A 12,905-nucleotide genomic window follows, 5' to 3' on the forward strand; every position below is an offset into this window, starting at 1 on the left:
GTACTCAAATGCCAGAGATTAATCGCAGCGCGTTGGTTCGCTTTAGTGCGGCGCAGATGTACGCGTTGGTGAACGATGTGGCGTCATACCCTAAATTTTTACCCGGTTGCGTTGGCAGCAAGGTATTAGAGCAGGCCGAAAACCAAATGGTGGCGTCGGTGGCGGTCAGCAAAGTGGGGATCAGCCACAGCTTTACCACCTGCAACACCTTGGTGGAAAACCAATCCATCAGCATGGCGTTGCAAGATGGCCCGTTTAAAGCGCTGTCTGGTGGTTGGGTGTTTACTCCGCTGCGCGACGATGCGTGCAAAGTAGAGCTGTCGTTGCAGTTCGAGTTTTCCAGCCCATTGGTGGCCAAGGCGTTTGGCCGAGTGTTCAGTGAAGTGGCGCAGAATATGGTGCAAGCTTTTACTGAGCGCGCTAAGGATGTGTACTAATGAGTGACACCATGCAAATTGAGGTGGTCTATGCGTTGCCGGGCGAAGCCTTTGTGCGGAAATTAAATTTGCCGGTTGGCGCGACTGCCGAGGAAGCGATTCAAACCTGTGGCGTGCTAGAGCGTTATCCCAATATCGATTTAGCAAAGCAGAAGGTGGGCATTTTTAGCCGCACAGTGAAGCCCGCTTATGTGTTAGCCGATGGCGATCGGGTTGAAATCTACCGGCCATTACTGGCGGATCCACGCGAGGTGCGTAAGCGCCGTGCCGAAAAGGCGAAGCAAGAGGGGCGAGCCGATGCGGTAACCGGTGGGAAACCAAACCCATTGCGTGCTGAGGCGGATGACGCCCAGTAACCCCAGCGTTGAGTTAATGGGGTTTTAGGCAACAAAAAAGGAGGCAATGGCCTCCTTTTTTTGTGCGCAGTAACGGCGCGGTTATTGGCTGTTACTGGTTTCGAGCGGGGTGTTGTACTGCTCGCTTAATTCGTAATCGCCGCTGATGCTGGCAACTTTATCGGCCACAAAGGTAACGATCAGCTCTTTTTCAGTCACTTCGTCGGTGCGGCCGTTTTTGTACTGGTAGATGTAGTACCACGTATCCGAGGCGAAGCTGTCGCGCAGTACCGGACGGCCAAGCACAAACTCAACCTGTTCACGGCTCATTTCGACGCGCAGTTTCTCCACCTGAGTCTGTTCGATGAAGTTGCCCTGTGGCACATCAATTTTGTACACCAACCACTCAAATTGAGCGCATCCTGCCAAGCCCGTGGCTAAGGTGGCTGCGAGCATCAGGTTTCTGAACTGCTTCATCCTACTCTCTAAATCCATATTTATGTGAGCTGGCATCATACCCAAGCTTATCGGGCCGAGTCTATGGGGAAACGGCGTTCGCTGTTGCTAAGGAAAGTTGCCAACGGCTTATTTGTTAAGGGGTTAGTGTAAAGCTTGACGGGAAAGTTCAAAAAAGGGGCCATCAGGCCCCTAAGTGGTCACGCGAGTAAACGCTTATAGTGCGTTTTTGTAGATCTGGCAGATCTGCTCGTGGCTCGCTTCACGTGGGTTGGTTAGGCCACAGGCATCGTTCAATGCGTTGGTTGCCAGTGTTGGGATGTCTTCTTCCTTCACGCCCAGACCAGCCAAGCTTTGTGGGATGTCGATATCCAGAGACAGTTCGCGGATGGCTTGCAGTGCGGCTTGAGCACCTTGCTCGTCGCTCATGGCGGCAACGTCTTTGCCCATCAGGTGTGCAACCAGCTTCAGCTTGTCGGCAACAACCGTGGCGTTGAACTCTTGTACGTGTGGCAGCAACAGTGCGTTACATACGCCGTGTGGCAGATCGTAGAAACCGCCCAGCTGGTGCGCCATGGCGTGTACGTGGCCCAAAGAGGCGTTGTTGAATGCCATGCCAGCCAAGAATTGAGCGTAAGCCATCTGCTCACGTGCGTCGATGTCGTTACCGTCTTTCACTGCTTGGCGTAGGTTGTTGGCAATCAGGGTGATCGCTTTTTCTGCGCAGGCATCGGTGATTGGGGTTGCGGCGATAGACACCAGTGCTTCAATGGCGTGAGTCAGCGCGTCCATGCCGGTAGCGGCAGTCAGGAAGGCTGGCTTCGCTTTCATCAGTTCCGGATCGTTTACTGACAGCAGCGGAGTGGTGTGCTTATCAACGATGGCCATTTTGATGTGGCGCGCTTCATCAGTGATGATGCAGAAGCGGGTCATTTCAGACGCGGTACCGGCGGTGGTGTTGATGGCAACCAGTGGCATCTGCGGCTTGGCAGATTTATCAACGCCTTCGTAATCAGCAATTTTGCCACCGTTTGCGGCAACCAAAGCGATCCCTTTGGCACAGTCGTGTGGCGAACCGCCACCGAAGGAGATAACGAAGTCACACTGATGTTCGTTCAGCAGCGCCAAACCAGCGTCGACGTTGCCGGTGGTTGGGTTTGGCTGAGTACCATCAAATACGATGGCGGCAATGCCTTTGCTGGCCAGCTTGTCAGACAGGTTAGCGACCATGCCCAGTTGTACCAGCGGCTTGTCGGTTACGATCAGTGCTTTTTTGAAACCCAGAGCCACGATGTCATCAACAGCAACGTCCAATGCGCCTTGGCCAACGGTGTTCACAGATGGGATGAAAAATTTGGAAGCGGTCACGATGCTTCTCCTAATAGTGATTTAAAAAGTTTCTCTGCCACCTAAATTACGCCTACCTCGAAGTAGGTAATGTGATCGATGTCGAGAATTACACTACTGATTTTAATCTTGACGAGAGTTCAGATGCGCCGTGACCATAAATGAAGTTTTGTTCGCAGCTTCACTATTGAAATATAAGGTGAATCACCTAGCGAGCAGTTCTGTGGCATTGGCTCGAGTATTTTCCGTTATGGTATCTCCGCCCAATAAACGGGCGAGTTCATCAATACGTTGGGCTTCACTCAGCGGCACCATGTTGGTTTCGGTGCTCTTACCTTGGCTCTGTTTTGAGACATACATGTGGTTGTGGCCGTTGCCTGCTACTTGCGGTAAGTGGGTGACACAGAACACCTGGGTCGATTGCCCCAACTGGCGCAACATCTTGCCGACGACGGCTGCGGTTGGGCCGGAGATCCCAACATCCACTTCATCGAAAATCAGCGTTGGCGTGGCCACTTTGCGGGCGGTGATCACCTGAATGGCCAAGCCAATCCGTGATAATTCCCCCCCCGAAGCGGTTTTGGCGATCGCTTGTAAAGGTTGGCCTGGGTTAGTGGTAACCAAAAATTGCACCTTGTCGCTGCCCAATGGGCTGAAGTGATCGTCGTGAAAGGCCACTTCGATTTCAAACTTGGCGTGGGGCATGGCCAGCTCTTTTAAATTGGCGGTCACCAGTTTGTTGAGCTCTTTGGCAAAGCGGACGCGGCTCTTATGCAGCTTAGCGCCATGCAATTGCAGTTGTTCTAAGGCGTGCTGGCGCTGCAGCTGCAGCTGCTCTAATTGGGTATCGCTGTCGGCCAGTTGCGCCAGTTCATCGGCCAACGCTTGATGGTGGGCGGCCAATTCAGAGGCGGCCACTTGATGCTTACGCGCTAAGGTCATGGCGCGGGATAACCGCCCCTCCAGTTCATCAAAACGCTCGGGCTCCATTTCTAAACTGGTGTGGTAACTTGCCAATTCGTTGCTGCTTTCTTGAATTTGGATCATCCCTTCGTGCAGCATCGCCAGCGGTTCTGCGAGGGCGGGATCGTCACTGTGCAGCGCTTCGACTTCGCTGATGGCCTGTTGCAACAGCGATTGCACCGAGGCTTCTTCCCCGTCACTGAGCAGATACAAAGCGCGTTGGCTTTGCTCCATCAGGTTACCGCAGTTAGCAAGACGCTTGTGTTCCGCTTCAATCTGTTCAAACTCGCCACGGGCTAAGCCAAATTCGTCTAACTCTTGTACTTGGTACTCCAGCAGTTGGCTGCGGGCTTGCCGTTGTTGTTGCTCTTGCTGCAGCTGCTGAATTTGACGGTCGATGCGTTTCCACTGCTGGTAGCCTTGCTGGCAGCTGGCCAATAAGCTGTGGTGCCCGGCGTATTGATCGAGCAAATCCAGCTGCACGTCGCAGTGCAGCATGCTGTGGTGGGCATGCTGACCATGAATGCTCACCAGCTGTTCACCCAATGCTTTCAGTTGTGCCAGTGGCACCGGATGGCCGTTAACCCAAGCGCGACTGCGCCCTTCTTGCGAGATGGTACGACGGACAATGCAGTTATCGTCGTCGTTCAGTTCGTTTTGCTGTAACCAACGCTGGGCTACCGGGATGGCGCTGATATCAAATCGAGCGGAAAGATCGGCTCGTTCGGCACCGGGGCGAACCATGGCGGCTTCCCCGCGGCTGCCTAAGCACAAACTTAATGCGTCGATGGCGATGGATTTACCAGCACCGGTTTCGCCGGTGATGCTGGTCATGCCAGCGTGAAAATCCAGTTCTAAAAACTTAACGATGGCAAAGTTGCTGACAGTCAGTTGGCTTAGCATGGGGCAGCCCTGTATAGGTGAACATGGATACTGTATAAAACGACAGTATATGTGTTTTTTTTCATCGGTAAAGAGGGCGGGGCAATTCTTTTGCAAAAAAACGGGCGCCATGGCACAGCCAACCAACGGCTGAGTGCAATCATGCTGTGGGGCAGAAATCGTGCCTTTTCGCGGCAGCAGAGGCGCGCCGATAGAATCGACCATTTTTAAACTTTGTTGTTATTTATCTGTTTGTTACCATGCCGCGTCGATGGGGTTGAGCGGCACATTGCGCCCCATCCGGGAGCAACCTCACGGACTGGGGTTGCAGCTAGCCTAAAGGAGTCTCACGGTGTCAAACAGCAAGCCCAGCGCCAAAATCGATCACAGCGAGCTGACCAGCTCTGCGTTTTGGATTGGTCACACATTAATGATCATTGCCACGGTGGTGGGGGTGTATCTGGCCGCACAGGCGGGGTTAAAACAGGCGATCATCTTTGATGATGTGACGGCACGGCAGAATAACTATTTTTTACGGCAGTCTTTGTATGAAGAGCTGGCGGATAACATCGGTTCCCTGCGGGAATACGATAAGCAGTACCTTAGCCGCAATATTTCGTCCAATCAGCTGAAAGCGAATGCCCCCAACATCAGTCGCTATGTTTGGGAAACCATGAAGTATTCGCAGATCACCCTGGAAACCCCCAGTTATTTTCTTGGGGAAACGCGACGTTTCTATGCTCAGGTTGATGACATCATTGCCAAGGCGGAAGCCTCTTTTTATTCCTCTCAATACGCCAGCGGTTTAATGACGAAACAGTTGGATAGGATGGCGCATGAGGTGCTGCCGAAATTGAAAAGCAACACCGCCACCTTGGCCACCTACCTTGAGCAATTCGACGTGTATGTGGATGACCTTAAAGCGGTTGCGCCGAGTGAGGCAGAACAATGAGCCAGAAACTGTGCCCGCAGTGCCCGAGTGAATCCTTAACCGTAACCCCCTACCGGCAAGAAGCGGTGGACGTGTGTCGCCGCTGTGCTGGAATGTGGTTCGAAGAGAGTGAAATCAATCGGGTGATCTCTGAGGTGGATAATGGCGAAGATAACGCCGACATTAGCAATAGCCTGAGCCAGCAACGCAGTAAAACCTTATTGCGTTGCCCCGACTGCAACATCAAATTAAAGCGAGCCAAGTTGTTAGATAATTTTGATCTGGAACTCGATGCCTGCCCCAGCTGCGATGGGGTGTGGATTGGCAATGATGAGATCGAAAAAGTAGAACACTCACCGCGGCTGCGGCAGGCACTGAGCGAGATAAACCAGAAAGTTTCAGTGAAAAGTTGGCTATTTCAAACGCTGGTGCGTTTTCCGGTGGAATACAACATAAAACCCCATCGGGTGCCGATTGTGACTTGGTCATTGGTGGTGTTAAACACGTTATTCTTTTGGGCGTATTTTGGTTCGTACAGTGACACCGAGTGGGTATTTGCCCACTTTGCCAGTCGTCCCGCGGATCTGGCTCAAGGCAACGAGTGGTGGACACTGCTCAGTGCCACCTTTTTGCATGGGGATATCCTGCACCTGCTGGGCAACATGTATTTCTTGCTGTTAATTGGCGACAACCTTGAAGACGTACTGGGGCGTTGGCGCTATTTGGGGATCTATCTGGTTTGTGGTATTGGCGCAGGGATCATTAGCACCGTGGCTAACTGGAACAGCGAGATCATGAGCGTTGGTGCCAGTGGCGCCATTGCCGCCTTGTTTGCGATGTATTTGGTTTGGTTCCGCTTCGCCAGTTTGTCGTTCATGTTTATTATCTATCAGAAGAAGTTGTCACCGGTGTGGTATTTCGCCATTTGGCTGGTGATCGATAATCTGTTGGCGATGCTGCTGGATGGGCAGGGCGTGGATTACTGGGCCCATCTGGGGGGCTTTGCGGTGGGGCTGGCATTTGGGTTGGGCTTGAAAGAGTGGGTTTATCAAACCAATCCGGTGGTGCGGATCTTGGCGCAAAACAGCGTTAAAGTTAATCGCTAGTTTAACCGCGAGTGTAACGGCTACCGCAACGAAAAAAGGCTTGATTGGGTAAGCGCCAATCAAGCCTTTTTTGTTGGTTTACCTCGGCCATCTTGATGGCGGCCTTTGGGTTAAAACAGTTTGCTGCCCCAGCCCAGTTTGGTTCGCAGCACTTCAAAGTAGCTGTGGCCCTTAGGGTGGATCAACCGCAGTTTGTGCTTCGCGCGGCGTATGATGATCTCGTCGCCGGGGAGGGCGGGCAGGGTAATGTGGCCATCGCAGGAAACTTCTAAGGGCCGGTTGCCCATTTCAGGTGACGCGATCAATTTCACCACCGATTCCCCATCAACCACAATCGGTCGGCCAGACAGTGAATGAGGGAACATTGGCACCAAAATGACCGCATTCATGTTGGGGGTAAGGATCGCCCCGCCAGCGGAGAGTGCGTACGCCGTCGACCCCGTTGGGGTAGAGACAATCATGCCGTCGGCTCGTTGGCTGTACATAAATTGGTCGTCGATGTACACCTCGAACTCAATCATGTTAGCGACTCGCCCTGGGTGTAATACCGCTTCGTTCATGGCGCTGTTGGTGGATTTTAGCTTGCCGTGGCGGTATACCTCGGCTTCCAGCAAAAAGCGCATTTCGGTATCAAACTCACCGGCCAGTACCGGCCCCAGCTTCTGTTCAAACTCATCGGGACAGATATCGGTAAGAAAGCCAAGGTTGCCACGGTTAACGCCAATAACGGCCACATCGTAACGGGCCAGCACCCGCGCTGCCCCTAGCATGTTGCCGTCGCCCCCCACCACAATCACCAGATCGCAGCGTTCGCCCATTTCACATAGGGTTAAGGCTTCGGCTTTGGTGCAGCCCAACTGCTTGGCGATCCGCTGCTCAATCAATACTTGGTAATTGCGCTCGTGCAACCAATAGAACAGCTTTCGCAGGGTTTGGTTGGCCCCGTGATGGTCCGGTTTGCCAATTAGGCCGATAGTACGAAAGGGCTGAGACATAAAAAGAAAACCGAAGCGGCCTTGAAGTGGGAATATTGATCCCCATAATAGGCTCAGTGTTTAAGTGAATAAAGTGATTTTGGCGGAGTTGTGATGAGCGACGAGCAGCAAAAAGTTGTCGATCAACAAGAAGATATTGAATCTGTAGAAGCAGAAGCTGTGGAAGCGGAAATCGTAGACGAGCGTGATGAGCGCATCGTTCAATTGGAAGCGGAACTGGCTCAGGCACAGGCTGCAGTGGATGGTGAAAAAGACATCAAACTGCGCGCCGCGGCAGAAGTGGATAACATCCGCCGCCGTGCAGCCATTGACGTGCAGAAGGCTCGTGATTTTGCGTTAGAGAAATTCGCAAAAGAGCTGCTGCCGGTTATCGATAACTTAGAGCGTGCCCAAGAGGCAGGCGATAAGGATACCGATGCGGTTAAAGCGATCTTGGAAGGCGTTGAGCTAACCCATAAAAGCTTTATTGATAGCGTTGGCAAGTTTGGCATTGAAGCTGTGGGCGTTGAAGGCGAAGCCTTTAACCCAGAGGTGCATCAGGCCATTTCGATGGTGCCAAGCCCGGATCACGATTCCAATACCATCATGGCGGTAATGCAAAAAGGCTATACCTTAAACGGTCGCCTGTTGCGCCCAGCGATGGTGATGGTTGCGCAGTAAGCGCTAACCGTCGCAGAAAAAACCGAGCCTAGGCTCGGTTTTTTTGTTTTTGTCTGCGGGCGAACAGCCCCGTTGTGGTGCGTTAGCTGATGACGAGGTTGCGCTGGCTGAGTTCCGCTACGCCCGTGCGGATCAATTCTGCGGTGGCCTTGGCGTTTTCCAAAGGCATTAAGTGGCCGTGTTGCTGGTTTTGCTTAAACAGCACGTTGCTGGCGTTACGTTGCCACTGTTGCCATGTGGTGTCGCTGAAGAACGCCGAAGGCTTACCGCGAATGGCTACGGTGGGCACCGGTAAGTCAGTTAGCACTGGCATGATGTTACGGGCTTCACTGTAGTTAGCGGCTTCCCAAATTTTATCAAACACCAATTCCACATTGCCGCTGCTGGTGGGGCGCACGCCGTGATCGGCAAAGGCTTCTAAGGTATCGGCTTCAATGTGCTGAAATGGGCGTTTACGACTGAGTTCGTGCACAAACTGCTGCGGAGTGGGCCAGTGGTGGCGTTTGGCCAAGGTGGATTTTACCAAGGGGTGGCGCTGCTTTAACGAGTTAGGGGCGTAGCGCAGTAGGGTGGATTGCCACGTGGCAACGGTAACCGGCTCAATCAACACCAATTGGCTAAAAAGATCGGGGCGCCGATACGCGGCCAAAGCGGTGCAGCTGGCGCCCATCGAGTGGCCAATGCCGATGATGGGCTCATTGTGGTGGCGTTCAATCTGCTCAATCAGATCATCCACGTACAGCATCCAGCCGTGGTATTGCGGCGGCTTGCCCGCATCGGGCCAGGTTGGTCGCATCGGTAGGGCGGTTAAGCTGAAATGCGGCAACAGTTGGCGCAGCAGCGGCTGATAAACCCCAATTGGAAAGCCATTAGCGTGATAAAAATGGGCTGCAGGGCCTCGGCCACCAAGGCTGAGGTAGGGGCTGTGGGCTGACACCGGTTGAAACATCGATACGTCCTTGTTTGATGTTAGAGCAAATACGCTAACAAGGAACGGTGCGGGACGCCAGCGTAAGCGCCAAGCTTAATTCTTTGTGGTAGTTCACCGCAGCTGCAGTGGGGCGGTTACCACGCGGGGATATGGGGTTAATACCAAACAAAGGGGCGGTTGGCTTGCAACTCGGCCACGCTGGCTTCGATTTTTTGGTATTTCAGATCAACCCAGGCGGGCAGATCCCGTGGTCGCTTTAAGATCCCGCGGCGGGGATCCTTGGGGCTGATCACCACTTCAATGTTATCCAGGCCAATGTCGTGGCTCAGCACAAACAGCTCTTCAATGGAGCGATCGCCCATGGCCAGACAACCGGTAGAGACTTCGCGGCCGTGAATAAAGATGTCGCCCCCCAAATCGGATCGTTGTTCTACGTTGCCATAGTGGCGGTCCAGCTGATTGGGGTAATCGATCCGCAGCGACAGATGAAATTTGCTGTTGGGGTTGGCGGCATCCAGTCGGTAGATCCCCTCGGGCACCAGCAGATCCCCTTGGCGCATCTTCGGGCGCAAGGTGCCACTGGCGCGTTTAATGGGGTAGCTGCGCAGATGGTGCCAAGCGTTATCCTGCCCCTGCAGCCAAATTTCTAATTTGCGTTCCGCTTTTAACGCCACTAATTTCGCTGCTTTGGGCTTGAGCTGATCCGGCAGGCGTTCAAAGTAGGGGGCCAACCGCGCGCGGGCGTCTGGCCCATAGGCGGAAAGCACCGATTCAACCGTGCGGATCTTACCCCAGCTTGGGGCAGCAAAAGACAGCAACAACACTGGCAGCAGTGTTAACAACAGCGTGACACGCAACGGTGAATCTCCTTCGTGATTTGGCGGCAGTGTTTCATAGCCACCGCGGGGCTGCAACGTCCTATGTCACAACCGAGCTAACCGTTATAGCTTACGCAATAAACGAAAAAGCCCGCAAGTTGCGGGCTTCATAATCAGTCGATTGATTTGCTTGAATTAACGCAAATTATGCTGGCTGACGAGTGGTGGTTAACGCAATCTCACGAATGTGTACGTTTTGCGGTTGGCCGTAAGCGTATTCAATGGCGTTGGCCACATCTTGTGCTTTTAGTACGCCGCCCATGGCGTCTTTCCATTCGCCGTAACCGTTTTTGATGTCGTCACGGGTGGTGTGGCTCAGCAGTTCGGTTTCTACCGCGCCTGGGGAGATCACGATAACGCGCACGTCGTCGCCACACACTTCTTCACGCAGGGTTTCGGACATGCCGTGTACCGCGTACTTGGTGCCACAGTATGCCACGTGGTTCGGGAAGGTTTTGAAACCAGCAATCGAAGAGATGTTGACGATGGTGCCGGCTTTGCGTTCACGCATGCCTGCCAGAACCAAGTGGATGCCGTTCAGTAAGCCTTTTACGTTGACGTCCAGCATCTTGCTCCATTCAGCAGGATCTTGGGTGTGAGCGTCGCCCAGCAGCATTACGCCGGCGTTGTTAACCAAGCAATCAACGGGACCAAACTGCGCTTCCGCTTCTTTGATGGCGGCATCAAAGGTCGCCACGTCGGTAACGTCCACTTTGCGGCACAGGGTGTTTGGCAGGTTTAACGCTTCCAGCTTTTCTACTCGACGAGCCAACAGCAGCAGTGAGTGGCCTTGGGCTGACAGAGTGCGAGCGGTTGCTTCGCCGATACCAGAAGAGGCGCCGGTAATTACAACAAGTGGCTTAGTCATGGGGTTTCTCCAATTAAGTCGTTGCCAGCTTGGCAACGTGATGGCGGCCACTATAGAGATAGTCGTTATCGGGCTAAAATACTTTGTTTCTTTGTCTGTAATAGGGTTTGCCTATGGATCTGCGTCGACTGCGCTGCTTTGTGGCGGTATTTGAAGAGCGCAACATCACCGCTGCGGCCCAGCGTTGTTTTGTGTCTCAACCATCATTATCTAGTTCTATCAAACAGTTAGAGCAGGAACTTGGGGCCACATTATTTATTCGCCACAAACGCGGTGTCGATCTTACCGACGATGCCCACCAGCTCTACCCGTTGGCCCGACGCCTATTAGGGCAAGCGGATGAGCTGCCGGCGATGTTTGCCGAGCGCCAAGCTAAGATCAAATTGCGGCTGGGTAATTTTCATGATTTAAGCCCATCGCAGCTGGTGGCCTTTATCGATCGCTGTCAGCAGCTGGAGCCGCGCTTGCAGATTGAACTGTGCGATCACGATGACGGCGAGGTGGATGCGCGCTTAACCTTGGATGTGCTGAAAAAAGAGGAAGAGCTGTTTGTGCCGCTGTGGGAGGAAGACTATGTGTTGTGCGTGCCCACCGACCACGCGCTGGCCAGCCAAGATGAGGTGTCGTTGGCGCAGCTGGATCAATACTCCTTTATTGAATGCGCGGCCTGTGAAGCGCATCAGCAAACCTTAAGTTTGCTGGCCAGTGGCGGCTTTGCGGTTAACTTGGTCGCCAAGGCAGCCCATAAAACCCAAGTACGGCACATGGTGTGTGCTGGGTTGGGGATCTCGTTCTTACCGTCGGGGGTCTTAGAGGGCTGCGAACAACTTAAGGCGGTGCCGTTGCTGGCACCACGGATGTTCCGCCGAATTGGGCTGTGCTTACCGGCTTCCCGCGCCGATAGCAGCTTAAGCCAACTGCTGCGTCGCGTGCCGATGTAACGCCAATGGGTTACGGGGTTGAACGCTGGCTGGCGAGCTTGGCCTTGGCCATTTTCGGCCCCAATTGCTGCACCATTAATCCCGCCACAATCAACACCAAACCGATGATGGTGGCGGGGGCGATCACCTCGCCCAAGATCTGCCAGATAAACAGCAGCGAGATAAAGGGGCCAAGAAACACTAAGTTACTGAGACTGGCGGTGTGTTCTGCAGTACGCATCGCGGTAAGCCACAGCACAAACGTCAGTCCCATTTCAAATAAGCCAATATAGGCAGCACCAGCGAAGCCTTGCCAGTTGGGCAGTGCCAGCTCGCCCCGATATGCACAGACAGCAAGCGTTAACGGCAGCGACACGATGAAGCCCAATAACAGGCCAACCACCGGGTTGCCCTGCTGCTTGGTGTTGATGATCCAGTACAGCGCCCACAACACGGTAGAGATCATCATTAAGCCAATGCCGCTGGGATCAGACAGCTGCAAGCGGCTGAAATCGCCCGCAGTGGCAATGATCACCACCCCAGCATAAGCGGCGATGGCGGCAATAATGTCCCAGCGTCGCAGCGTTTGCCCCAACATCGGCACCGCTAATAGGCTCAGCATGATCGCCCAAGTGTAATTTAACGCCTGCGCCTGTTGGGCAGGTAAGCGATCGTAGCCTGCAAACAACACAAAGTAATAAAGAAAGGGGTTAAGCACCCCGCATTTGATCGCATGCCAAGGGGCTTGGCGCCATTGTTGCGCCAATTGCGGCAGTTGGTCGCGATAAAGAACAATGCCAAACAGCACCAAAGTGGACACAAGCGAGGCATACAACACTAATTGTGCCGGGGATAAGTGCTGCAGCGATAATTTAAATGCGGTAGCAACGGTTGACCAACACAGCACCGCTGCGAAGCCAAATTGCATCGCTCGAGTTTGATTTTTCACGTGTTTATTTTATTTTCTGTGGTAGCGAAAAAGGCGTATTGAAGATTGTATACAATCCTGAAGCGGACGATAACGCCCACAAACTAAATTTTTTTTATTTTTACCCTTGAAAGCCACAGGGCTATCCCCATTTCTCTTGTCAGAATCAGTCGGCCGCAAAAGTTTGCGCGTTTCCCTTGAAAGGGCGCTTGGCTGACCCCACATAGTTTGTAACTTATTTACACCTCGTTATTGCAAAGTTTTCGGA

The 12,905-nt window shown here is 53.2% G+C and carries 14 protein-coding genes; 6 read left to right on the forward strand and 8 right to left on the reverse strand.

The features are described from left to right. The first annotated feature begins 8 nt into the window (after positions 1-8). Both Q0796_RS06395 and Q0796_RS06400 read left to right on the forward strand, forming a co-directional pair. On the forward strand, positions 9-437 hold the full coding sequence (locus Q0796_RS06395) for an SRPBCC family protein (protein WP_298441248.1): 429 nt from the start codon (positions 9-11) through the stop codon (positions 435-437). Further along, a complete protein-coding gene (locus Q0796_RS06400) occupies positions 437-793 on the forward strand; it encodes an RnfH family protein (RefSeq protein ID WP_298441250.1) in 357 nt (118 codons plus the stop codon). Before Q0796_RS06395 ends, Q0796_RS06400 begins: the two co-directional genes overlap by 1 nt. 81 nt (positions 794-874) lie before the next feature. Here Q0796_RS06400 and bamE read toward each other — a convergent pair whose 3' ends face one another. The 3 genes from bamE to recN form a co-directional block, all read right to left on the reverse strand. Then, the gene (gene bamE / locus Q0796_RS06405; RefSeq protein WP_298441252.1) at positions 875-1,249 is read right to left on the reverse strand and encodes an outer membrane protein assembly factor BamE; all 375 of its coding nucleotides are present in this window, start codon (positions 1,247-1,249) and stop codon (positions 875-877) included. A gap of 195 nt (positions 1,250-1,444) precedes the next feature. Next, positions 1,445-2,596: an L-threonine dehydrogenase gene (gene yiaY / locus Q0796_RS06410; RefSeq protein WP_298441254.1), complete on the reverse strand. Its 1,152-nt coding sequence runs from the start codon at positions 2,594-2,596 to the stop codon at positions 1,445-1,447. A 183-nt stretch (positions 2,597-2,779) separates the two neighbouring features. Continuing rightward, entirely contained in the window at positions 2,780-4,441 is a 1,662-nt protein-coding gene (gene recN / locus Q0796_RS06415) for a DNA repair protein RecN (protein ID WP_298441256.1), read from the reverse strand. Positions 4,442-4,772: 331 nt separating this feature from the next. On the opposite strand from recN, the gene Q0796_RS06420 reads away from it, so the two are divergent. Beyond that, the gene (locus Q0796_RS06420) at positions 4,773-5,372 is read left to right on the forward strand and encodes a hypothetical protein (protein WP_298441258.1); all 600 of its coding nucleotides are present in this window, start codon (positions 4,773-4,775) and stop codon (positions 5,370-5,372) included. Beyond that, positions 5,369-6,457, forward strand: a complete 1,089-nt coding sequence (locus Q0796_RS06425; protein ID WP_298441260.1) for a rhomboid family intramembrane serine protease — start codon at positions 5,369-5,371, stop codon at positions 6,455-6,457. The genes Q0796_RS06420 and Q0796_RS06425 overlap by 4 nt, the downstream gene beginning before the upstream one ends. Positions 6,458-6,567: 110 nt before the next feature. On the opposite strand, the gene nadK is transcribed toward Q0796_RS06425, so the two are convergent. Beyond that, positions 6,568-7,452 carry an NAD(+) kinase gene (gene nadK / locus Q0796_RS06430; protein ID WP_298441262.1) on the reverse strand — a complete coding sequence of 295 codons (885 nt, stop codon included), beginning with the start codon at positions 7,450-7,452 and terminating at the stop codon, positions 6,568-6,570. Positions 7,453-7,545: 93 nt separating this feature from the next. On the opposite strand from nadK, the gene grpE reads away from it, so the two are divergent. After that, entirely contained in the window at positions 7,546-8,112 is a 567-nt protein-coding gene (gene grpE, locus Q0796_RS06435) for a nucleotide exchange factor GrpE (RefSeq protein ID WP_298441264.1), read from the forward strand. 82 nt (positions 8,113-8,194) lie between these two features. Here the strand turns inward: grpE and Q0796_RS06440 are convergent, their stop codons facing one another. The 3 genes from Q0796_RS06440 to Q0796_RS06450 all read right to left on the reverse strand — a co-directional run bounded on the left by Q0796_RS06440 (position 8,195) and on the right by Q0796_RS06450 (position 10,789). Then, positions 8,195-9,061 carry an alpha/beta hydrolase gene (locus Q0796_RS06440; RefSeq protein ID WP_298441266.1) on the reverse strand — a complete coding sequence of 289 codons (867 nt, stop codon included), beginning with the start codon at positions 9,059-9,061 and terminating at the stop codon, positions 8,195-8,197. A gap of 137 nt (positions 9,062-9,198) precedes the next feature. Beyond that, positions 9,199-9,900, reverse strand: coding sequence for a L,D-transpeptidase family protein (locus Q0796_RS06445; RefSeq protein ID WP_298441269.1), 702 nt, complete (start codon positions 9,898-9,900; stop codon positions 9,199-9,201). Positions 9,901-10,066: 166 nt separating this feature from the next. Continuing rightward, the gene (locus tag Q0796_RS06450; RefSeq protein ID WP_298441271.1) at positions 10,067-10,789 is read right to left on the reverse strand and encodes an SDR family oxidoreductase; all 723 of its coding nucleotides are present in this window, start codon (positions 10,787-10,789) and stop codon (positions 10,067-10,069) included. A gap of 113 nt (positions 10,790-10,902) precedes the next feature. Between Q0796_RS06450 and Q0796_RS06455 the strand changes: the two genes are divergently transcribed. Next, a complete protein-coding gene (locus tag Q0796_RS06455) occupies positions 10,903-11,730 on the forward strand; it encodes a LysR family transcriptional regulator (protein WP_298441273.1) in 828 nt (275 codons plus the stop codon). A gap of 10 nt (positions 11,731-11,740) precedes the next feature. Here Q0796_RS06455 and Q0796_RS06460 read toward each other — a convergent pair whose 3' ends face one another. Continuing rightward, entirely contained in the window at positions 11,741-12,658 is a 918-nt protein-coding gene (locus Q0796_RS06460) for a DMT family transporter (protein ID WP_298441275.1), read from the reverse strand. Between the last annotated feature and the right edge of the window lie 247 nt (positions 12,659-12,905).

It is taken from the genome of uncultured Ferrimonas sp., assembly GCF_947489035.1.
GTDB lineage: Bacteria > Pseudomonadota > Gammaproteobacteria > Enterobacterales > Shewanellaceae > Ferrimonas.

Coding starts and splice junctions, on each gene's coding strand:
- Q0796_RS06395 (WP_298441248.1), top strand. CDS start 9: ATGCCAGAGATTAATCGCAGCGCGTTGGTTCGCTTTAGTGCGGCGCAG.
- Q0796_RS06400 (WP_298441250.1), top strand. CDS start 437: ATGAGTGACACCATGCAAATTGAGGTGGTCTATGCGTTGCCGGGCGAA.
- bamE (WP_298441252.1), bottom strand. CDS start 1,249: ATGAAGCAGTTCAGAAACCTGATGCTCGCAGCCACCTTAGCCACGGGC.
- recN (WP_298441256.1), bottom strand. CDS start 4,441: ATGCTAAGCCAACTGACTGTCAGCAACTTTGCCATCGTTAAGTTTTTA.
- Q0796_RS06425 (WP_298441260.1), top strand. CDS start 5,369: ATGAGCCAGAAACTGTGCCCGCAGTGCCCGAGTGAATCCTTAACCGTA.
- nadK (WP_298441262.1), bottom strand. CDS start 7,452: ATGTCTCAGCCCTTTCGTACTATCGGCCTAATTGGCAAACCGGACCAT.
- grpE (WP_298441264.1), top strand. CDS start 7,546: ATGAGCGACGAGCAGCAAAAAGTTGTCGATCAACAAGAAGATATTGAA.
- Q0796_RS06440 (WP_298441266.1), bottom strand. CDS start 9,061: ATGTTTCAACCGGTGTCAGCCCACAGCCCCTACCTCAGCCTTGGTGGC.
- Q0796_RS06450 (WP_298441271.1), bottom strand. CDS start 10,789: ATGACTAAGCCACTTGTTGTAATTACCGGCGCCTCTTCTGGTATCGGC.
- Q0796_RS06455 (WP_298441273.1), top strand. CDS start 10,903: ATGGATCTGCGTCGACTGCGCTGCTTTGTGGCGGTATTTGAAGAGCGC.